Origin of the sequence: Mycobacterium sp. 4D054 (assembly GCF_052245755.1) — a bacterium.
Classification (GTDB): Bacteria; Actinomycetota; Actinomycetes; order Mycobacteriales; family Mycobacteriaceae; genus Mycobacterium.
Genome location: NZ_JBQQCF010000006.1, coordinates 115,676 through 135,927, shown reverse-complemented (window position 1 = coordinate 135,927; position 20,252 = coordinate 115,676). Strand labels below are relative to the sequence as shown.

Annotated in this window: 17 protein-coding genes; 10 read left to right on the top strand and 7 right to left on the bottom strand. The window is 68.7% G+C overall.

Features of this window, described 5'->3' with window-relative positions:
• Positions 1-12: 12 nt before the first annotated feature.
• The gene (gene egtE / locus ACTWP6_RS07330; protein WP_443187262.1) at positions 13-1,053 is read left to right on the top strand and encodes an ergothioneine biosynthesis PLP-dependent enzyme EgtE; all 1,041 of its coding nucleotides are present in this window, start codon (positions 13-15) and stop codon (positions 1,051-1,053) included.
• Here egtE and ACTWP6_RS07325 read toward each other — a convergent pair.
• Both ACTWP6_RS07325 and ACTWP6_RS07320 read right to left on the bottom strand, forming a co-directional pair.
• Positions 1,043-2,257 carry a cytochrome P450 gene (locus tag ACTWP6_RS07325; RefSeq protein WP_443187241.1) on the bottom strand — a complete coding sequence of 405 codons (1,215 nt, stop codon included), beginning with the start codon at positions 2,255-2,257 and terminating at the stop codon, positions 1,043-1,045. The genes egtE and ACTWP6_RS07325 overlap by 11 nt on opposite strands.
• A 13-nt stretch (positions 2,258-2,270) precedes the next feature.
• Complete coding sequence (locus ACTWP6_RS07320; protein ID WP_443187240.1) at positions 2,271-2,873, bottom strand: TetR family transcriptional regulator; 603 nt, start codon at positions 2,871-2,873, stop codon at positions 2,271-2,273.
• A 134-nt stretch (positions 2,874-3,007) separates the two neighbouring features.
• Between ACTWP6_RS07320 and ACTWP6_RS07315 the strand changes: the two genes are divergently transcribed.
• From ACTWP6_RS07315 to ACTWP6_RS07285, 7 genes are all read left to right on the top strand, one after another.
• A complete protein-coding gene (locus ACTWP6_RS07315; protein ID WP_443187239.1) occupies positions 3,008-4,420 on the top strand; it encodes a cation:dicarboxylate symporter family transporter in 1,413 nt (470 codons plus the stop codon).
• Positions 4,421-4,552: 132 nt separating this feature from the next.
• Positions 4,553-5,845 carry an NDMA-dependent methanol dehydrogenase gene (mdo, locus tag ACTWP6_RS07310; protein WP_443187238.1) on the top strand — a complete coding sequence of 431 codons (1,293 nt, stop codon included), beginning with the start codon at positions 4,553-4,555 and terminating at the stop codon, positions 5,843-5,845.
• A gap of 1 nt (position 5,846) precedes the next feature.
• On the top strand, positions 5,847-6,971 hold the full coding sequence (locus ACTWP6_RS07305) for an AAA family ATPase (protein WP_443187237.1): 1,125 nt from the start codon (positions 5,847-5,849) through the stop codon (positions 6,969-6,971).
• A gap of 3 nt (positions 6,972-6,974) precedes the next feature.
• Positions 6,975-8,501 carry a VWA domain-containing protein gene (locus tag ACTWP6_RS07300; protein WP_443187236.1) on the top strand — a complete coding sequence of 509 codons (1,527 nt, stop codon included), beginning with the start codon at positions 6,975-6,977 and terminating at the stop codon, positions 8,499-8,501.
• Positions 8,502-8,535: 34 nt separating this feature from the next.
• Positions 8,536-9,744, top strand: a complete 1,209-nt coding sequence (locus ACTWP6_RS07295) for an iron-containing alcohol dehydrogenase (RefSeq protein WP_443187235.1) — start codon at positions 8,536-8,538, stop codon at positions 9,742-9,744.
• 10 nt (positions 9,745-9,754) lie between these two features.
• The gene (locus ACTWP6_RS07290) at positions 9,755-11,098 is read left to right on the top strand and encodes a MadS family sensor histidine kinase (protein ID WP_443187234.1); all 1,344 of its coding nucleotides are present in this window, start codon (positions 9,755-9,757) and stop codon (positions 11,096-11,098) included.
• The gene (locus ACTWP6_RS07285) at positions 11,095-11,733 is read left to right on the top strand and encodes a MadR family response regulator transcription factor (protein ID WP_260755677.1); all 639 of its coding nucleotides are present in this window, start codon (positions 11,095-11,097) and stop codon (positions 11,731-11,733) included. The genes ACTWP6_RS07290 and ACTWP6_RS07285 overlap by 4 nt, the downstream gene beginning before the upstream one ends.
• Before the next feature lie 14 nt (positions 11,734-11,747).
• Here ACTWP6_RS07285 and mftM read toward each other — a convergent pair whose 3' ends face one another.
• Positions 11,748-12,623: a mycofactocin oligosaccharide methyltransferase MftM gene (gene mftM / locus ACTWP6_RS07280; RefSeq protein WP_443187233.1), complete on the bottom strand. Its 876-nt coding sequence runs from the start codon at positions 12,621-12,623 to the stop codon at positions 11,748-11,750.
• A gap of 157 nt (positions 12,624-12,780) precedes the next feature.
• Here mftM and mftD point away from each other — a divergent pair, with 157 nt between their 5' ends.
• Entirely contained in the window at positions 12,781-13,953 is a 1,173-nt protein-coding gene (gene mftD / locus ACTWP6_RS07275) for a pre-mycofactocin synthase MftD (RefSeq protein WP_443187232.1), read from the top strand.
• Here mftD and ACTWP6_RS07270 read toward each other — a convergent pair.
• The 3 genes from ACTWP6_RS07270 to ACTWP6_RS07260 are packed head-to-tail and all read right to left on the bottom strand — an operon-like array spanning position 13,950 to position 16,872.
• The gene (locus ACTWP6_RS07270; RefSeq protein ID WP_443187231.1) at positions 13,950-14,624 is read right to left on the bottom strand and encodes a class I SAM-dependent methyltransferase; all 675 of its coding nucleotides are present in this window, start codon (positions 14,622-14,624) and stop codon (positions 13,950-13,952) included. The two genes, mftD and ACTWP6_RS07270, sit on opposite strands and share 4 nt — an antisense overlap.
• A gap of 24 nt (positions 14,625-14,648) precedes the next feature.
• A complete protein-coding gene (locus ACTWP6_RS07265) occupies positions 14,649-16,127 on the bottom strand; it encodes a glutamate--cysteine ligase (RefSeq protein ID WP_260755673.1) in 1,479 nt (492 codons plus the stop codon).
• 10 nt (positions 16,128-16,137) lie between these two features.
• A complete protein-coding gene (locus tag ACTWP6_RS07260; protein ID WP_396885340.1) occupies positions 16,138-16,872 on the bottom strand; it encodes a class I SAM-dependent methyltransferase in 735 nt (244 codons plus the stop codon).
• 60 nt (positions 16,873-16,932) lie between these two features.
• On the opposite strand from ACTWP6_RS07260, the gene glpK reads away from it, so the two are divergent.
• Entirely contained in the window at positions 16,933-18,450 is a 1,518-nt protein-coding gene (gene glpK, locus ACTWP6_RS07255; RefSeq protein WP_443187230.1) for a glycerol kinase GlpK, read from the top strand.
• Positions 18,451-18,586: 136 nt separating this feature from the next.
• Here glpK and ACTWP6_RS07250 read toward each other — a convergent pair whose 3' ends face one another.
• Complete coding sequence (locus ACTWP6_RS07250; protein ID WP_260755671.1) at positions 18,587-20,221, bottom strand: peptide chain release factor 3; 1,635 nt, start codon at positions 20,219-20,221, stop codon at positions 18,587-18,589.
• Positions 20,222-20,252: the final 31 nt, after the last annotated feature.

Genomic DNA, 20,252 nt, shown 5'->3' with positions numbered 1-20,252 from the left:
GCACGGCCGCCGATGGCGGGTGTCCACGTCGACAGCGCGGCCTGTTCCCGCCAGAGCACGGCCGCCATCGACGCTGCGGCCCAGCATACCCGCCACGAGGCCGAGGTCGGCGGGTACGTCGCCGCCGAGGCGGCCGCGCCGGTACTGGACGCCGGCCGCACGGCGGTGCGGGCACTGACCGGGATGGCCGACGCCGCAGTCCATTTCACCACCGGGTCCCACCACGCGCTCGATGTCCTGCTCAGGGACTGGCCGGGGGAACGCACGCTGGCCTGCCTGCGCGGTGAGTTCGGTCCGAACCTGGCGATCATGGCGCGCAACGGGTTCCGTGTCGAGGTGCTTCCGGTCGACGAGTTCGGCCGGCTCGATGTCAACGCGGTCGGAGCCGCGTTGTCGTCGCACCTGCCGGCACTGGTGCACTTCACCGTGCTGGGCAGTCACCGCGGCATCGTGCAACCGGTGCACGACATGGCGCTGGCATGCCGGGGGCACGGCATCCCGCTGATTGTCGATGCGGCTCAGGGTTTCGCGCACCTCGACCTCACCGGGATCGGTGCCGACGCGGTGTATTCGTCGTCGCGGAAGTGGACGGCCGGTCCCCGCGGGGTCGGCGTGCTGGCCACCCGTCCGGGCCTGCTGTCGGAGGACACGGTGACCAGGCTGGAGCGTGCCGAGACGAACGTCGGCCTGCACGTGAGCTTTTCGGTTGCGGTGGGCGAGCACGTCGCGGCCGGTCCCGCTGCGGTGCAGGCCCGGCTGCGGGAGGTCGGCGCGCTCACCCGCGCGGCATTGGCCGACGTGCCGGGCTGGCGGGTCGTCGAGCATGTCGATGAGCCCAGTGCGATCACCACCTTGGAGGCGACCGACGGCGCCGACCCGATGACGGTGCGTGCCCAGCTGATCGCCGAGCACCAGATCGTGACGACTTATCTGGGCACCGAACGTGCGCCTCGCGAGATGCGCCACCCGGCGCTGCGGATCTCGCCGCACGTCGACGTCACCGACGCCGACCTGGACGCCGTGGCCAAGGCGCTCACCGCGGTCACACGCTGACGGTGTCCGGCTCGGCCGCGGAAGTACGCAACCGCACCGGCATCTGTCGCACTCCCGGCACCATGGTGGCCTGCATCCGCAGTACCGCGCCGTCCAGTTCGATGTGGTCGAACCGGTCCAGCAGTTCGTCGAACAGCACGCGGGCTTCCAGGCGCGCCAGCTGCGCGCCCAGGCAGGAGTGTTCGCCGCAGCCGAAAGCCAGGTGCGGGTTCGGGTTTCGGGTGATGTCGAGCTGCTCTGCGGTGGGCCCGAACACGTCTTCGTCACGATTCGCCGACCCGTACAGCATGGTCACGTACTGACCCTCGCGGATCAGGCGCCCCCGGATCTCGACGTCACGGGTGGCGCACCGCGTCATGTTCGCCACCGGCGAGGTGTAACGCAGCAGCTCTTCGACCGCCGTCGGCACCAGCTCGCGCCGATCCCGCAGCAGCTGGAACTGGTCGGGGTGCTCGATGAGCGCCAGCGTGCCGAGCGCGATCAGGTTGCGGGTGGTCTCGTTGCCCGCCACCAAAAGCAGCAGGCAGAACTGCAGGAGGTCCTGATCGGTGAGCCGCACCCCGTCGACCTCGGCGGCCACCAGCACCGACAGCAGGTCGTCGGAGTCGCGCAGGGAGCCGTCGCGGCGGCGCGCGATCTGCACTTCGAAATACTGGTACAGCTCGCCCAGCGCGGCGAAGGTGTCCAGCTCGACGTCCGGGTCGTCCATGCCGACCGTCGCGTCCGACCAGGTGCGGAACTGCTCCCAGTCCTCGTCGGGAGCGCCGAGCAGTTCGGCGATCATCCGGGTCGGCAGCGGTGCGGCCACCTGTTCGGCGAACTCGGTGCCCGACGGGTCGATCGCGTCGAGCGCGTGCCGGGCGAACCTGCGCAGCTTGGGTTCCAGGATCGCCACCTGGCGGCGGGTGAAGCCCGAGTTGATCAGCTTGCGCAGCTGGCGGTGCCGCGGCGGATCGGTGAAGATCAGGCTGCCGTCCAGCACCGGATTCTCGATCGCCGGGTCAGGGACGGTGATGCCTCGGGCCGACGAGAACAGCGCCGGATTCGTCGAGACGTAACGGATGTCCTCGTATTTGAGCAGGGCCCAGAATTGGTGTTCGTCGTTCCAGCACACCGGGTCGGTGGCGCGCAGCTCGCGGTAGGCGGGGAACGGGTCACCCGCGTAGAACGCCGGTGAATGCAGCGGGTGGGACGTCTGCGGCATCAGCTCTCCTCGGTCATGGTGCGGCGCGGGATGTCTCGGTGTGACGGCTGCGCAGCCCGGCGAGGATGACCTGCAGCCCGTGCTGGAACACCGACTCCGCACCGTCGGCGGGGGTGACCCCCAACCCGCGGTGGCGCAGGTGATGCTCCAGCTGCACCGATCCGAGCAGGTGGATGTAGAGCACCACGTGGGCGGCTGCGACCTCGTCTGCGGGCCAACCGGATTCGGCCATGATCTGGCGCACGGTGCGGTCCATCGCGTCGGCGGCCCCGGTCAGCGGACGCTGCTGCAGCATGGCGGCCACCCCCGGGATGTCGATCATGACCTTCCACGCGTTGGTGTAGAGCATCCGGGTGCGCTGCTCCCAGTCGCCGTCGACAGGAACGGCGATGCTCTCGATCACCGATTCGGCGAGCAGATCGAGCAGCGCGGCCTTGTCCTTGACGTGGTAGTACACCGACGACGCAGAGGTGCCCGCCTCGGCGGCCAGCGCGCGCATCGTGACGTTCTCGACCCCGACCCGGCGCGCCAGCTCGAGCAGGTGCTTGACCAGGTGGTCGCGGTCGAGCGCGCCGTAGGGCAGCGACGCGCCAGTTCTGCGGGTCCGTGCCACCATGCGCCTTTCGAACACTGTTCTGTTTCGAACGTTGTTCGGATTCAAGCACCGGCGCACCCGGTGGTCAAGGGCGTGTGTGATCCGCCGCGCATCTGGTTATCCCAGCCTCACCACGCGCGGAGGGGATCACGACCATGACTGCCACCAGGGCCGACGAACCGGGATCCGGGAAAACGCCGAAGAAGGCCAAGCGCGACCGCACCCACTGGCTCTACATCCTGGTGATCGTCGCGGTCGTCGCCGGCATCGTCGTCGGGCTGCTCGCCCCCGAGACGGCGGCCTCGCTGGGCGTGCTCGGCGAACTGTTCGTCAAGCTGATCAAGATGATGATCGTCCCGGTCATCTTCTGCACTGTCGTGATCGGTATCGGCAAGGTCCGGGCCGCCGCCTCGGTGGGCAAGGTCGGCGGCCTGGCGATCACCTACTTCCTGATCATGTCGACGGTCGCGCTGGCCATCGGGTTGGTGGTCGGCAACCTGATCAGCCCCGGCACCGGACTCAACGTACCCCACGATCCCGGTAAGGGCGCAGAACTCGCCGGTGAGGCCGAATCATCCGGCGGCACAATGGACTTCATTTCCGACATCATCCCGTCCACGCTGTTCTCCGCCGTCACCGAGGGCAACGTGCTGCAGGCGCTGTTCGTCGCGCTGCTCGTCGGGTTCGCCATCCAGGGCATGGGCGCGGCCGGGGAGGGCCTGCTGCGCGGGGTCGAGGCACTGCAGAAGCTGGTGTTCCGGATTCTGATCGGGGTGCTGTGGCTGGCGCCGATCGGCGCGTTCGGCGCTATCGCCGAAGTCGTGGGCGACACCGGCTTCGACGCCGTGATCCAACTCGGCGTGCTCATGGCGGCGTTCTACCTCACCTGTGTGATCTTCATCTTCGGGGTGCTCGGCGCGCTGCTGTGGACGGTGGCCCGGGTCTCGATCTTCAAGCTGGTCCGCTACCTGGCCCGGGAATACCTGCTGATCGTCGCGACGTCGTCGTCGGAATCGGCGCTGCCGCGGCTGATCGCCAAGATGGAGCACGCCGGGGTGAAGCCCGCTACCGTCGGCATCGTGGTGCCGACGGGGTACTCGTTCAACCTCGACGGCACCGCGATCTACTTGACGATGGCCTCGCTGTTCATCGCCGACGCGCTCGGCGACCCGCTGTCGATTCCCGAACAGGTGGGCCTGCTGGCGTTCATGATCATCGCGTCCAAGGGCGCGGCGGGCGTCAGCGGCGCCGGCCTGGCCACCCTGGCCGCCGGGCTGCAGAGCCACCGGCCCGAACTGCTCGACGGCGTCGGCATCATCGTCGGCATCGACCGCTTCATGTCCGAGGCGCGCGCGCTCACCAACTTCTCCGGCAACGCCGTGGCCACCCTGCTCGTCGGATCGTGGACCGCAACGGTGGACAGCGAGCGACTCAACCAGGTGCTCGACGGTGACCGTCCGTTCGACGAGGCGACGATGCTCGACGACGACGAGTCCGACGAGGACCCGGGCGACGCACGCGACACCGTCCGGAAACCGAAGCGCGCCGGAACCTCTCCGACCGGGTAGGCCGGGCACTGCCCGGTCGTTCGCACTTGGGCTGTCCGAGGATTCGGTCTTGCTCTCGAGCTGTTCCGTGGCTCACAGTTGCGTGCCTACTTTGGTGGCCGACACGTGCTGCATCGCCAGAGAGGACCAGCCATGAAGGTCGAAGACCTCCTCAAGCCCTTCCCCATCAAGGAGTTTCACCCGTTCCCCCGCGCCATGATGGGCCCTGGAGCCCACGAGATGGTCGGACCGGAAGCGCTCAAGATGGGCTTCAAGCGCGTCCTGCTGATGTCGTCGGGTCTGCGCGGCACCGACATCGTGCACAACATGGCGGAGTCGCTGAAGTGGCACGGCCTCGAGGTCGTCGTCTACGACCAGGTCGAGTCCAATCCCAAGGACTACAACGTCATGGACGCGGTGAAGCTCTACCAGGACAACGAATGCGACAGCTTCGTCTCCATCGGCGGCGGGTCCACCCACGACGCGTGTAAGGGCGCCCGGATCTCGATCGCGCACGACGGCCGCAACGTCAACGACTTCGAGGGCTTCAACAAGAGCGAGAACCCGAAGAACCCCCCGCACATCGCGATCTCGACCACCGCGGGCACCGGATCGGAGACGTCCTGGGCCTACGTCATCACCGACACCACCACCGACCCGGACAATCCGCACAAGTACGTCGCGTTCGACGACGCGTCGGTGGCCACCCTGGCCATCGACGACCCGGTGCTGTACTACGAGTGCCCGATGGACTACACCGCTCAGTGCGGATTCGATGTGCTCGCGCACGCCTCGGAGCCCTACGTCTCACGGCTGAACTTCGAACCGTCGCTGGGCAACGCGATCCGCGCGATCAAGCTGACCGCCGAGAACCTGCGCGAAGCCACCTGGAACGGAACCGATCTCAAGGGCCGCGAAGGAATGATGTACGCGCAGTACATCGCCGCGCAGGCGTTCAACTCCGGCGGGCTGGGGATCATCCACTCGATCTCGCACGCGGTCAGCGCGTTCTACGACACCCACCACGGGCTCAACAATGCGATCGCCCTGCCCCGGGTGTGGGCGTTCAACATGCCGGTGGCCTACAAGCGGTTCGCCGACATCGCGGCGGCGATGGGTGTGGACACCTACGGCATGACCGATGTGCAGGCCGCCGACGCGGCGCTGGCCGCGGCGATCCGGTTGCTGCGCGACGTGAACATCATCGAGAAGTTCACCGACGTCAAGCAGGACAGCTACTCGAAGAACCGGCTGGGCCTGGGCCCGACCAAGTACTACGAGAACTCCCCGGTGATCAAAGGCGACAAGGCCGACGTGGACCGCATCACCAACCACGTCCTCGGCGACGCATGCACCCCGGGGAACGCCAAGGAGTGCACGTTCGACACCGTGCGCCCGGTGGTCGAGCACTGCATGAACGGCGATCTCGACGAACTGCTGCCCTGACATGTTTCACTCGGTGGAGCGCGTGCGCGAGGCGCTCGCCGGCGAAGGCTACATCGCCGACGAGCGCCTGGCCACCACGGTGTTTCTGCAGACCCGGCTCGACAAGCCCCTGCTGATCGAGGGCCCGGCCGGGGTCGGCAAGACCGAGCTGGCCAAGGTGCTGGCGGCGGCGACCGGGCGCCGGCTGCTGCGGTTGCAGTGCTACGAGGGCCAGGACGAGACCAAGGCGCTCTATGAGTGGGACTACGGCAAACAGTTGCTCTACACCCAGATTCTGCGCGAGAAAATCGGCCAGATCGTCTCGGATGCAGCCGATCTGGGTGAGGCCGTCGACCGGATCGGCGCTCAGGAGAGCGTGTTCTTCTCCGACCGGTTCCTGGCGCCGCGTCCGCTGCTGGAGGCGGTGCGCTCACCCGAGCCGGTGGTGCTGTTGGTCGATGAGATCGACCGAGCGGACGAGGCGCTGGAAGCGGTACTGCTGGAACTGCTTGGTGAATACCAGGTTTCGGTACCGGAGATCGGCACCTTCCGTGCCGTGCACGCCCCGTACGTGATCCTGACGTCGAACAACACCCGTGATCTGGCGGCGGCGTTGAAGCGCCGGTGCCTGCACCTGTTCCTGGACTACCCGGCCGCCGAACGCGAGCTGGAGATCGTGCGGTCCAAGAACACCGGGCTCACCGATGCGCTGGCCGCGCAGCTCGTCGACATCGTCCGCGGGCTCCGCGAGCTGGAACTGCGGAAGGCGCCCAGTATCTCCGAGACCATCGACTGGGCCCGTACGCTGGCCGTGCTCGGCGTCGACGAACTCGACGCCCGGGTACTGTCGGACACGGTGTCGGTGGTGGTCAAGTACGACAAGGACGTCCGCAAGGCGCTGGACGCGCTGCCCCGGCTGGTGGATCCGAACGCCAAAGTGCCTGCTTCTCTGGGGCATTCACACGATGGCGGCCACCCTCATGGCCACAGCCACGATCACGACCATGCTCACGAGCATCACCATGGCGATGATGGACGTGCGGTGCGCGCCGCGAAGGACAAGCCCGGCCGGTTCACCGACGGGTATTACGGCACGCCGAAGAAGGAGTCGACGACGGCGGCGCTGGGCCGGCGGCGGGCGCTGTAGCCGATGGAGGCGACCCTGCACCGGTTCGTCAGGCTGCTGCGCCTGGGCGGGGTGCGCGTCTCGATACCCGAGGCGCTGGACGCGATGCGGTGCGCGGGGCAGCCCGGGGTGTTGTCGTCCCGGGCCGTGTTGCGCACCGCACTGCGCGTCGCCCTGGTCAAGGACCAGCGCGACGAACCGATCTTCGACGAGATCTTCGACGCGTTCTTCTCCCTGGTCCGCGTCGGCGGCGAGCAGAACGGCCACGGGCACTCCCACGCCCACGACGACCTCGTCGACACCGGTGAGCTGGAGTCCTTCACGCTGTCCGAGGAGCCCAGCCAGACACCCGAACCCGGCCACGAGCACGGCAAGCCGGCCAGCATCCGCGACTACTTCAAACAGGAGGACCTGGCGCAGCGCTACAACCTGCACCAGGAAGCCAACAAGATCGATCTGGCCGCGCTGACCGACGAGATCGCGTTCTCCAAGGACAGCCGCAACGGCACCGACGACTCCTACCGGATCCAGCTCGCCACCGACCGCCTCGGTGGGGCGGGTGCGGCCGGGGATCTGGCGACCGCCGCGGGCACACCCGGCGCCGCCGAGCTGACCATCGCCGAACAGGAGGCGCTGCTGGGCTGGCTGGACGACGAAAGCGGTTACGGCGGTGACGACGATTTGGCGGCCGCGGCCGAGCTGCGCAGGCGGCTGGCGGGGGTGCTGGAAAACCTGCCGCAGGCCCTCAAACGGCATCTGGAGGCGCTGCTGGCGCTGGAGACCAAGATCGTCGAAAGCCGGGAACGACGGGAGACACACGTCGACCGGATCGGGGAGCGGGAGCGGGCCGAGCTCGAAGACTCGCTGCGCCGGCTCGCCCGCACGCTGCACGGGGCGCTGACCCACCGGCGCCGCGCGTCCGCCGCGGGCCGCGTCGATCCCGGGCAGACGATGCGGCGCAACATGCGCTTCGACGGCGTCCCGTTCGTGCCGGTCACCGTGCGGCGGGCCGAGGACCGGCCGCGGCTGGTGGTGCTCGCCGATGTGAGCCTGTCGGTGCGGGCCACCTCGCGGTTCACGCTGAACCTGGTGCATGGGCTGCAGGACCTGTTCACCCAGGTGCGCTCGTTCGTGTTCGTCGCCGACGTCGCCGAGACCACCGAGCTGTTCCGCGACCACCCCGGTGAGAAGGCGTTGGGTCTGATCTTCGGCGGGGACGTCATCGACCTGGCAGCAAACTCCGACTACGGCGCCGTGTTCGGAGAATTCCTCGCCGAACACTCGTCGGCGGTCACCCGGCGCACCACGGTACTGGTGCTCGGCGACGGCCGCACCAACGCCAAGGACCCCAACCTGGCCGCGTTCGAGGAGATCACCCGCCGCGCCCGCGAGACCGTGTGGCTGACCCCCGAGCCGCGGTACTCGTGGGGGTTGGGCAGCTGCGATCTTCCCGCGTACGCGGAGTTCTGCGACCGTGTCCGGGTCGTGCGCGACCTGACGGGGCTGGAAAGCGCGGCGCACGACTTCGCCGCCGAAGCGGTCGGGCGGTAACGCCGTGAACCGCCGGGGTCGTACGCTGGACCGCATGGGAGCGCGGTATCCCACCCTGACCCCGGAACTCGACCGCCGCTGTGCGGCGACGACGCCCCGGCTGCTGAAGTTCCACGCCCCCGAGATCGTGTTCGGGGTCGGCTCGATGGTCGAGGCGGCGCACGCCGCGGTGCGCCTCGGCGCTCAGCGGCCCATGCTCGTCACCGACCCCGGCCTCATCGAGGCCGGCTGGTCCGGCGAGATGGTCACCCACCTCGCCGACATGGGCGTCCACGGTGCGCTCTGGAGCGACCTGACGCCCAACCCGAAGGACCACGAGGTCGCTGCGGGCTACCAGAAGTACGCCGAGCACGGCTGCGACGTCATCGTGGCGGTGGGCGGGGGATCGGTGATCGACGCGGCCAAAGGGGTGGCGATCCTGGCCGCCAACGGCGGCGACATCCTCGACTACGAGGGCGTCGACAAGGCGCAGATGCCGATCCCGCCGATGGTGGTGGTGCCGTCGACGTCGGGTACCGGCGCCGACGTGTCCCAGTTCTGCATCGTCACCGACACCACCCGCAACACCAAGATCACGATTCTGGGCCGCGCGCTGGTACCCGACATCACCGTCATCGACCCGCGGCTGCTGACCACGATGCCCGAATGGCTCAACGCCGCGACCGGTCTGGACGCGCTGACCCACGGCATCGAGGCGTTCGTGTCGCTGGGGCACAACCAGCTCACCGACCACCATGCGCTGCGGGCGGTCCAGATGGTGACCGACAACCTGGTGCACACCATCGAACGGCCCAAGGAGATGCCGGCGCGCGTGCTGATGGCCCAGGCCGCGCTGGAGGCCGGGCTGGCGTTCACCAACGCGATCCTCGGCGCCGCGCACGCGATGAGCCACCAGGTCGGCGGGCTGCTCGACCTGCCGCACGGCGTCATCAACGGTGTGCTGCTGCCGCACGTCATCCGCTTCAACGCCGAAGCCGACCCCGAGCCTTACAAGGTGATCGCCACCTGCCTGGGAGTGTCCGATCCTGGCGCCCCGGCCGCTGAGGCGGCTCTGGAGCTGGCCGACCGGATCGACCGGCTGGCCCGCGACGTCGGGGTGCCGCGCGGCCTGGCCGAACTCGGGGTGGGCGAGCAGGATCTGCCTCGGCTGGCCAAGACCGCGCTGCAGGACGCGTGCATGAGCACGAATCCGCGCCCCGCCGACGAGACGCAGATGCACGCCCTGTTCCGGGCGGCACTGTGAAGCGGACATCGTGACCGCCGCCGACCCCAGACCACCGGACCTGGCCCGGCTCACCGGCCTGCGTTCGGGAAAGGGGCGCTTCTATCCCGAATTCCGGGTCACCGCACAGCGATTGGACCGTGTGCTGGCCGCGCTCGACACGATCTCGCGTGCGCTGGTGCAGACCATCGAAGGGCCGGAGAACCTGGTGCGCGCGGTGGCCGAGGCCGCGCGGGCTCATTTGGACGCGGACTGGGTGCTGCTGGCGTTGGCTGACGGCGCCCTGCCCGAAGCCAGTGTGCGCCACCTGATCCTGGATTCCGGCGCAGCGGCCTACGCGTTCGAGGGACTGTCCGGAGCCAGGGATCCCGGCCCGTCGCTGCCCGACGCGGTGCTCAACCGGCTCAACGACATTCTGCGGGGACAGCTCGCGCAGTTCCGGCTGCCGGTGATCGAGAGCCGGCACGCCCACGTCCCGATCGAACTCGACGGCGAGGTGATCGGTGCGTTCGCCGCGTGGACGCCGCCGCGCCGCACCCTCGACGCCACCGACGGCATGGTGATGCGCATCCTGGCCGGGCAGACCGCGGTGGCGTTGCAGAATTCGGCGCTGTTCTCCAAGTCGGTGACGCTGCTGGCGCAGTCGGAGGCCCGCAACGCCGAGCTGCTGGCCACTCAACGCGAACTCGGTGCGGCCCAACGGCATCAGGTTCTCAACTCCGAGCGGCACCGGATCGCCCGCGAACTGCACGACAGCGTCGCGCAGACGGTGCTGTCGGCCGGAATGCAGATCGAGGTGTGCCGCAGCGAGATCGACGCCTCGGGCCGGGGCCGTGAGCTGGTCGACCGGCTCGATCTGGCCAAGGATCTGACCCGCTCGGCCACCGAGCAGCTGCGGTCGGCGATCTACGCGCTCAACCAGCCCGGGGACGCCTACCGGTCCAGCCTCACCGAGATGCTCGGACAGCTGGCGACCGTGCACATGCCCGAGGATCTGCGGGTGACCTTGCGGGTGGAGGGGGGCGTGGCCGAACTGCCGGGCGACATCGAACACGCGCTGCTGCGCATCGCCGGTGAGGCACTGTTCAACACCGCCATGCACGGCAGTGCGACCCGCGCGATCGTGCGATTGTCCTATCGTGACGACGCGGTCAGCCTGTCCATCGCCGACGACGGGACCGGGGACCCGGCGAAACTGCGGTTGATGCTGCGGATGGCCGAAGCCACCGACGTCGACGGCCGGCACCGCGGACTGGCCAACATGCGGGCCCGGGCCCGCGAACACGGCGGCACCTTCGACGTGTACCGCTCCCGCATCGGCGGGGTCCGGGTGGTGGCCCGTATCCCGCGTGTGTCAGAAAGCGTGACCTCATGAAACCCATCCGGCTCGTTCTCGTCGACGACCACGCGATCCTGCGGCAGGGCCTGCGCTCGGTTCTCGAGCGCGCCGACGACCTCATCGTGGTCGGCGAGGCGGCCTCGGAGAGCGAGGCCGAGGCCGTCGTCGGTGCCACCGCGCCGGATGTGGTGCTGCTGGATCTGAAGCTCTCGGCCGGCTCGGAGTTCGAGGGACTCACATTGTGCGCCAAGCTCTCCGCGGCCTACCCGACGCTGGGGCTGCTGGTCCTGACGACGTTCCTGGACGAGGACCTGGTGGTGCGCGCGGTGCATGCCGGAGCCCGCGGCTACGTGGTCAAGGACGTCGACACCACCGAGCTGGTCCGGGCGATCAGGGCGATCTCGGCCGGCGACAGCGCGTTCGACTCACGCAGCGCGGCTGCGGTGGTGCGGTCGTTGTCAGGCCGCGCGGAGCCGCGCGCACAGCTCACCGATCGCGAGGTCGAGGTGCTGCGGCTGCTTGCAGCGGGCTTGTCGAACAACAAGATCGGCGAGAAGCTGTACATCTCGGCGACCACGGCCAAGTTTCACGTCAGCAACATCATGCGCAAGCTGGAGGTGAGCCGGCGGGCCGAGGCCGTCTACGCCGCCAGCAAGCGGGGGCTGATCTAGCGCCCCGCGGGCGATCACAGGTCGAGAACCAGCCAGCCGCCGTGGAATTCGTGGGCCTCGGCGCGCAGCCCGGGGTGTCGGCGCGCCAGCTCGACGGCCATCCGCCACAGGCGCTCGATGTCGAAGCGCTGCACGTGTCCATAGCATTCGCGTGGCCGGTCCTCGAAGGGCACCGCGATGATCACCCGGCGCCGCGCCAGTCGCACCGCTTCGTCGACGATGGAGGCCACCATGTGGTCCGGCAGGTGTTCGATCAGATGCAGCGCTGTCACGGTGTCGGCGCTGCCGTCGGGCAGCCCTACGTCGGCGGCATCGCAGACCATCGTCGTGAGCGGGCGGTGCAACCGCGAGCTGACCTGCTTCAGCAGGCGCATCGCATTGTCATTGAGATCGGTTGCCAGCACGTCCATTCCGTGCTGCGCCATCCGCAGCGGGAAGAATCCGAAGCACGCCCCGAGGTCGATGAGGCAACCGCCCCGGACGAGGTCCGCGGCGTGGGAGTGGATCGGCGCGAACGCCGTCGAACCGGTCTCCAGTTTGGCCAGCGAGTTGCGGTAGAAGCGCAGCCACGCCGGCAAGCCGCCGTCGACAGTGGAGCGCACCACCCCGGTGAACACCAACTCGAACTCCGACTGTCCCCGCAGCGCACCGCTGTCGACGAGTTGATCGGCCAGCAGCACGGCGAGCTCGTCGGACAGTTCGGCGGGGCAGAGGTCATGGTCGACCGTGAGGAGCCTGCCGTGGCGCGCGGCGCAGAACCGCGGCGTGCAGACTGTGCCGGGGTCGAGGTGCCGACGATGCGGCCCACGCCGCCGACGGACACGGACGCCGTGGCCGCTCCACATCCCGCGTGGTGACGGGGCAAGTGGGTTCATCGTGGTGGAGTCCATGTCCGCCAACGCTATTGACCGACAGGGCGCCGGCGCGCGCCCCGAAAGGGCGCAATGCGGCACCCGCCCGGATGGGTAGGTGCCTACCCATCCGGCGAGTTCCCGTGTGCAGCGAGATGCCTTAGCGTCGACGAAGGAAGAGCAGAGGAGACCGCCCATGGCCGCCACCGGTTGGTTCGAGACCGTCGCCGAGGCGCAGCGACGCGCGCAGAAGCGGTTGCCGGCCAGTGTTTACAGTGCGCTGGTCGCCGGCTCGGAAAAGGGCGTCACCGTCGCAGATAATCTGTCGGCGTTCAGCGAGCTCGGCTTCGCTCCGCATGTCGCAGGGCTGTCGGGCAAGCGTGATCAAGCCACCACCGTGATGGGACAGGACATTTCGCTCCCGGTGCTCATCTCACCGACCGGGGTGCAGGCCGTCCATCCCGACGGTGAGGTCGCGGTGGCGCGCGCCGCCGCGGCCCGCGGCACCGCGATCGGTCTGTCCTCGTTCGCCAGCAAGCCGATCGAAGAGGTCGCTGCGGCCAATCCGCAAACGTTCTTCCAGATGTACTGGACCGGTAGCCGGGACAAGCTGGTCGGCCGGATGGAGCGGGCGCGCCGAGCCGGCGCGGTCGGCCTGATCATCACCACCGACTGGTCCTTCTCCAACGGCCGGGACTGGGGCAGTCCGGCCATACCGGAGAAGATGGACCTCAAGGCCATGCTGCGCTTCGCACCCGAGGCGGTGCGTCGGCCGCGGTGGCTCCTCGACTTCTCCAGGTCCGGACGCGTACCGGACCTCACCGCCCCGAACCTTGCCGACGGCGGCACCGCCCCGACGTTCTTCGGCGCTTACGGCGAATGGATGCAGACGCCGCTGCCCACCTGGGAGGACATCGCCTGGCTGCGGGAGCAGTGGGGCGGCCCGTTCATGCTGAAGGGGATCATGCGCGTCGACGACGCCCGGCGCGCCGTGGACGCCGGCGTCTCCGCGATCTCGGTGTCCAATCACGGCGGCAACAACCTCGACGGCACCCCGGCGCCGGTCCGTGCCCTACCGGCCATCGCCACCGCTGTGGGTGACCAGATCGAGATCGTGCTCGACGGCGGGATCCGGCGCGGCAGTGACGTCGTCAAGGCCGTCGCGCTCGGCGCCCGCGCCGTGATGATCGGCCGCGCATACCTGTGGGGCCTGGCATCGGGAGGGCAGGCCGGCGTCGAGAATGTCCTCGACATCCTGCGTGGCGGAATCGATTCGGCGCTGCTGGGTCTCGGGCTGTCCTCGATCCATGAGCTGACCCCGGCCGATCTTGTGATCCCGGACGGCTTCCGCCGGGACCTGGGCGTCTAGCCGTCTTTGTGGGCCGACAGCACGAACGCCTGCATCCGCAGCCGACCGTGCTCGTCGAGCATATCCAGCGGCGGGGGCGGCATGCCGGGAAGTTTCGGCACGTTCGTGTGGATCAGCGATGGCCGGATGTCGTCGATGACCCAGTACCGGGAAACCGCCTCGCGCAGTTCGAGTTCGGTGACCTCGTTGGGGCCACCTTCCATCTCCGCCGGGAACGCGCCCTTGGCGAAGACCAGCACGAAGAAGCCCGCCCCGGGTGCGGCGGCCCGGTGCACCGACTGCAGGTAGGCGTCGCGGGACTCGACCGGCAGAGAGTGAAACAGTGTGCTGTCCACCACCGTGGCGAACCGGCCGTCGAATCCGCTCAGCGCGGTGATGTCGGCGGCGACGAACGACGCCCGTTTCGACAACCCACGCTCGGCGGCCGCCGCGGTGGCCGCGGCGACCGCCGTCGGGCTGATGTCGATCCCGGTCACCGTGTAGCCGTCGGCGGCCAGTGCCAGGGACAGTTCCGCGTGGCCGCAACCGGCGTCGAGCACCTCGCGGCGAAACTTGCCGTCGCGCCACAGCGCGGCCAGCTCGGGCTGCGGTTCGCCGATGTTCCACGGCGGCTCACCGTCGAAGTCGGCTTCGCCCCGGTATACGCCGTCCCAGTCCATGACGTCGGCCATGTCCGCCAACCTACCCTCGCCGCGTCAGGCCGGCAGATCCCAGGTGTGCACCGGTTCGTTGGTGTGCATGCGCTCGCAGTACAACCGCAGCATCTCGGCCAGCGCGTCCGGGCGGCTCATGCCCCGGTCCTGCAGCGCGGTGACGGTACTGGATTGCCATGCCGCCCCGTTGCGTCCGGTCTTGGCGCGGCCCTCGATCACACCGAGGTAGCGGTCGCGCACGTCGGCGGCGACCTCCCACCGGCGCAGTCCTTCGTCGGCCATCGGCAGCAGCTGCCGCAGGATCAACTCGTCCGGGGTCACCTCTCCGACCCCGGGCCAGTACAGCCGAGCGTCCATCCCCTGGTGGGCGGCGGCGACGAAATTCGCCTCTGCGGCAGCGAAACTCACCTTCGTCCACAGCGGACGGTCCTCCTCGGACAACGTCCGCAGCGCCCCGTAGTAGAAGGCCGCGTTGGCCATCATGTCGAGCACCGTCGGTCCCGCGGGCAGCACCCTGTTCTCCACCCGCAGGTGCGGGCGCCCGTTCACGATGTCGTAGACGGGCCGGTTCCACCGGTAGATCGTGCCGTTGTGCAGGCGCAGCTCCGACAGCTTCGGCGTGCGGCCGGCGGCCAGTTCGGCGACCGGGTCCTCGTCGGAGAGTTCGGGCAGCAGCGACGGGAAGTAGCGCACGTTCTCCTCGAACAGGTCGAAGATCGACGTGATCCAGCGTTCCCCGAACCAGACGCGAGGTCGCACCCCCTGGGTCTTGAGTTCGTCGGGGCGGGTGTCGGTGGCCTGGGTGAACAGCTCGATGCGGGTCTCTGCCCACAGGTGGTGGCCGAAGAAGAACGGCGAGTTCGCGCCCAGCGCGAGCTGGGGGCCGGCCAGCACCTGCGCGGCGTTCCAGTTGGCGGCGAAGTCGGCGGGCGACACCTGCAGGTGCAATTGCATGCTGGTGCAGGCGGATTCCGGGGCGATGGTGGCGGTCTGCAGGCTCAGCCGCTCCGGGCCGGCGATGTCGATCATGATGTCTTCGCCGCGCGCGGTGAAGATCGAGTCGTTGAGCGCCTGGTAGCGGGTGGACTCGCTCATCCAGCTTCCCGACAGATGCTCCGGCATCAGCGTCGGCAGGATGCCGATCATCACGATGTGCGAACCGTCGGTGTTGGCCTTGGATTCCGCGGCGTTCAGGCTGGCGCGCACGTCGGCTTCGAGGTCGAGGGCCGCGCGGCCCGGAAGCCGGCGCGGGGGCACGTTGAACTCGATGTTGTAGGCGCCCAGTTCAGTCTGATACGCGGGATCGGCGATCGCCTCGAGCACTTCGGAGTTGTTCATCGCGGGTTGATATGCGGAGTCGACCAGGTTGCATTCGATCTCCATACCCGTCAGCGGCTTCTCGAAGTCGAAGCTGGACTGAGCCAGCATCGTCTCGAAAACGTCGAGGCACAGCTGCACCTTGCGGCGGTACTCGCGGCGGTGCGCGCGACTGAACTCCGTCTGCTTCAGTTCCTCGCCCACGGACCCAAGACTATCGGCGCCACGCCACCGCGACCTGAGGACTGAGCAACCCGCCACGCAACTCCAGGTGCACCGGCGGGTCGGCGCAGGCGGCCAGCGCGCGCAGCGCCGACGGACTGTAGGCGCGCAACGAGCTGATCACCCCGTCGTGCACGAACGGCACCAGCGGCGCCCACGGCAGCATCGTCGCCAACCGCAGCAGATGCAGCGGCGCCGGCGGGCGAGGCAGATCGATGATGAGCAGCTTGTGCGCCGCGCGGGTGCCCTCGGCGATCACCCGGGCCGCGGCCTTCGGCGGCAGATGGTGGAACGACAACGCGAACACCGCCAGGTCGAACTTGCCGTCGGCCGCGTCCAGCGCCGTCGCGTCCATCTGCCGGACCGTCGCCCGCGGATGGGCCCCGAGGTCCCCGGCCGCGATCGCCGCGACGGACGCCGGCTCGACGTCGGTCACGGTGAGCCGGGCCGTGGGGTGCCACTCCAGCAGCTTGCGGGACAGCCCGCCGTGCCCTGCGCCGAGCTCCAGAATTGCGGGGTCGGCCACGTCGGCGACCTCGTCGAGCGCCAGCTTCGCGAACTTGTCGTGGTTGCCGAACAGCTCCCCGGTCCAGTCCAGGGCCCGGATCACGCTGCGCTTGGTCCGCTCGAGCCCAGCATCTCCGGCTGAGTCCCGGTCCAGGTATTCGCGACGGTCGGTTTCCAGCAGGCGGTCCAGGCAGGACGCATCCGGCCCACCGCGCGGCATGGAGCCGATGTCTGCCGCCGATTGCACGGCCCGTGTGTTCACGTAGTCCATCATGGACGAATGGCCGACTTCGTCGCTGCAATCGACCAGGGCACCACCAGCACCCGCTGCATGATCTTCGACCATGACGGCGCCGAGGTGGGCCGTCACCAGCTCGAACACGAACAGATCCTGCCCAGGGCGGGCTGGGTCGAGCACAATCCCGTCGAGATCTGGGAGCGCACCGGCTCCGTGCTGGCGACGGCGCTGAACAAGACCAAGCTCGCCACCACCGACCTGGTGGCGCTGGGCATCACCAACCAGCGCGAGACGTCGCTGGTGTGGAACCGGCACACCGGCCGGCCGTACTACAACGCGATCGTCTGGCAGGACACCCGCACCGACCGGATCGCGTCCGCACTCGACCGTGACGGTCGCGGTGACGTGATCCGGCAGAAGGCCGGGTTGCCACCGGCCACCTATTTCTCCGGCGGCAAGCTGCAGTGGCTGCTGGAGAACGTCGACGGTCTGCGCGCCGACGCCGAGAAGGGTGACGCGCTCTTCGGCACCACCGACACCTGGGTGCTGTGGAATCTGACCGGCGGGCATCGCGGCGGGGTGCACGTCACCGACGTCACGAACGCCAGCCGCACCATGCTGATGAATCTGGAGACCCTGGACTGGGACGACGAACTGCTCGGGTTCTTCGGGATCCCGCGCCAGATGCTGCCCGAGATCCGGCCGTCGTCGTCTCCGCAGCCATACGGGGTCACCGTCGAGACAGGGCCCGCCGACGGCGAAATCCCGGTCACCGGGATCCTCGGCGATCAGCAGGCCGCCATGGTGGGGCAGGTCTGCCTGTCCGTCGGAGAGGCGAAAAACACTTACGGCACAGGCAATTTCCTGCTGCTCAACACCGGCGAGGACATCGTGCGGTCGAAGAACGGACTGCTGACCACGGTGTGTTACCAGTTCGGTGACGCGAAACCCGTTTACGCCCTTGAGGGTTCGATTGCGGTGACGGGCTCGGCGGTGCAGTGGCTGCGCGACCAGCTGGGCATCATCAGCGGCGCGTCACAGAGCGAGGCGCTGGCCCGTCAGGTCGAGGACAACGGCGGGGTGTACTTCGTGCCGGCGTTCTCCGGCCTGTTCGCCCCGTACTGGCGCTCGGATGCGCGCGGGGCGATCGTCGGACTGTCCCGGTTCAACACCAACGCCCACGTGGCGCGGGCGACGTTGGAGGCGATCTGTTACCAGAGCCGCGACGTCGTCGATGCGATGGCCGCCGATTCCGGTGTGCGCCTTGAGGTGCTGAAGGTCGACGGCGGCATCACCGCCAACGACCTGTGTATGCAGATCCAGGCCGACGTGCTCGGCGTCGACGTCGTCAAGCCCGTCGTCGCCGAGACCACTGCGCTCGGCGCCGCGTACGCTGCGGGACTGGCCACCGGATTCTGGGACGGCCCGGACGATCTGCGCGCCAACTGGCAGGAGGGCAAACGCTGGTCACCCGACTGGTCGGACGAACAGCGCGAAGACGGCTACACGGGTTGGCGCAAAGCCGTGCAGCGCACCCTGGACTGGGTCGACGTCGACTGATCACCGGTGACGTCGGTCAACGTCGGCGTGGCCGCGAATGTGGGTGTTATGTACGAATTTCAGCGATCTGGCGTGCATAAGGCCCACATACGTGGCGGCTTTGGCTGCGACCGTGCCAACCTTGGCGAGCTTGTTCCTACTGGCCCGCCGCGACCAGTTCCCGCAACTGCATGGTGGGGTTCTCCCGCTGCACCGTCTCCAACCGCCACCTCGTGGAGAACACCACGAGCATGACGCCGTCGGTGCGGGTGAAGACCTCCACCGCGGCCATCTTGCCCAGCGCTTCGGCGTCCTCGGGTTCGCAGATGCGGGCCACCGTATAGGGCAGGGCTTCGAGTGCGATCGGGGCGCTGAACTCCGACGCCATCCGGTGGGCGGCCACCTCGAACTGCATCGGCCCGACGGCCGCCAGAACGGGTGCCTGGTCGCCGCGCCGGTCCGAGCGCAGCACCTGGACGACGCCTTCCTGGTCGAGCTGCTCGATGCCTTTGCGGAACTGCTTGTGCTTGCTCGGGTCGGTGCCCCGCGCGACGGAGAAGTGTTCAGGCGAAAAGCTCGGGATCGGAGGGTATTGCACCGCGACGTCCTGGTAGAGCGTGTCACCCGGCCGCAGCGCGGCGGCGTTGGCCAGCCCGATCACGTCACCCGGCCACGCGGTGTCGAGAGTCGACCGCTCCCGGCCGAAGACCGACTGGGCGTACTTGGTCACGAACGGCTTGCCGGTGGACGCGTGGGTCAGGACGTCGCCGCGTTCGAACGTGCCCGAGCACACCCGGGCATAGGCGATGCGGTCGCGGTGCGCGGAATCCATGCCCGCCTGCACCTTGAACACGAACGCGCTGAACGGCGCCGCCGCGTCGCGCCGGTTGCCGTCGACGTCGAGCTGCCCGCTCGGCGGCGGCGCCAGCTGGGCGAGCACGTCGAGAAGCTGGTTCACTCCGAAATTCAGTGCCGCGGAAGTGAACAGCACCGGTGTCGAGGTGCAGTCGAGGAACGTCTCTGGATCGAAGTCGGCGCCGTCGGCGCTCAACAGCTCCGACTCCTCGACCGCGGTGTCCCAGTCCACCCCGGCCGCGTCATGCGCCTTCGACGGGTCGATGTGCTCCTCGGGGGCGGCGGTCGCGCCACCGGCGGTGCGGGTGAAGCGGATGAACTTCCCGGTGCGGCGGTCGAGTACGCCCTTGAAATCGCCGGCGATGCCGACCGGCCACGTCAGTGGTGTCGGCCGCAACCCGATCTCCGACTGGATCTCGTCCATCAGCTCCAGCGCATGGCGGCCCGGACGGTCCCACTTGTTGACCACGGTGATGATCGGGATCCGGCGGTGCCGGCACACCTGGAAGAGCTTGAGCGTCTGCGGTTCCAGGCCCTTGGCCGCGTCGATCAGCATTACCGCCGAGTCGACAGCGGTCAGCACCCGGTAGGTGTCCTCGGAGAAATCCGCGTGGCCGGGGGTGTCGAGCAGGTTGATGACGCAGGTGTCGCCGGCGTGCGTGATGTAGGGGAACTGCAGCGCCGTCGAAGTGATCGAGATGCCGCGCGCCTTCTCCATCTCCATCCAGTCGGACACGGTGGCGCGGCGGCCGGCCTTGCCGTGAATGGCGCCGGCCTCGGTGATGGCCTTGGCGTGCAGCACCAGGGCTTCGGTCAACGTGGACTTGCCGGCGTCCGGGTGGCTGATGACTGCGAAGGTTCGGCGGCGTCGGGCCTCGGTTGAGACGCGGTCGGATCGAGGGCCGGCCGCCGTCGCCGCCTCGGTGGAGTTCGTCATTATGCCGCCGATTTTATGGACCGCGGCCGAG

Excerpts from the sequence above, each read along its gene's own strand:
- egtE (WP_443187262.1), top strand. The coding sequence starts at position 13 with ATGGCGGGTGTCCACGTCGACAGCGCGGCCTGTTCCCGCCAGAGCACG.
- ACTWP6_RS07325 (WP_443187241.1), bottom strand. The coding sequence starts at position 2,257 with ATGCCGCAGACGTCCCACCCGCTGCATTCACCGGCGTTCTACGCGGGT.
- ACTWP6_RS07320 (WP_443187240.1), bottom strand. The coding sequence starts at position 2,873 with ATGGTGGCACGGACCCGCAGAACTGGCGCGTCGCTGCCCTACGGCGCG.
- ACTWP6_RS07315 (WP_443187239.1), top strand. The coding sequence starts at position 3,008 with ATGACTGCCACCAGGGCCGACGAACCGGGATCCGGGAAAACGCCGAAG.
- mdo (WP_443187238.1), top strand. The coding sequence starts at position 4,553 with ATGAAGGTCGAAGACCTCCTCAAGCCCTTCCCCATCAAGGAGTTTCAC.
- ACTWP6_RS07305 (WP_443187237.1), top strand. The coding sequence starts at position 5,847 with ATGTTTCACTCGGTGGAGCGCGTGCGCGAGGCGCTCGCCGGCGAAGGC.
- ACTWP6_RS07300 (WP_443187236.1), top strand. The coding sequence starts at position 6,975 with ATGGAGGCGACCCTGCACCGGTTCGTCAGGCTGCTGCGCCTGGGCGGG.
- ACTWP6_RS07295 (WP_443187235.1), top strand. The coding sequence starts at position 8,536 with ATGGGAGCGCGGTATCCCACCCTGACCCCGGAACTCGACCGCCGCTGT.
- ACTWP6_RS07285 (WP_260755677.1), top strand. The coding sequence starts at position 11,095 with ATGAAACCCATCCGGCTCGTTCTCGTCGACGACCACGCGATCCTGCGG.
- mftM (WP_443187233.1), bottom strand. The coding sequence starts at position 12,623 with ATGGACTCCACCACGATGAACCCACTTGCCCCGTCACCACGCGGGATG.
- mftD (WP_443187232.1), top strand. The coding sequence starts at position 12,781 with ATGGCCGCCACCGGTTGGTTCGAGACCGTCGCCGAGGCGCAGCGACGC.
- ACTWP6_RS07270 (WP_443187231.1), bottom strand. The coding sequence starts at position 14,624 with ATGGCCGACGTCATGGACTGGGACGGCGTATACCGGGGCGAAGCCGAC.
- ACTWP6_RS07260 (WP_396885340.1), bottom strand. The coding sequence starts at position 16,872 with ATGCCGCGCGGTGGGCCGGATGCGTCCTGCCTGGACCGCCTGCTGGAA.
- glpK (WP_443187230.1), top strand. The coding sequence starts at position 16,933 with ATGGCCGACTTCGTCGCTGCAATCGACCAGGGCACCACCAGCACCCGC.
- ACTWP6_RS07250 (WP_260755671.1), bottom strand. The coding sequence starts at position 20,221 with ATGACGAACTCCACCGAGGCGGCGACGGCGGCCGGCCCTCGATCCGAC.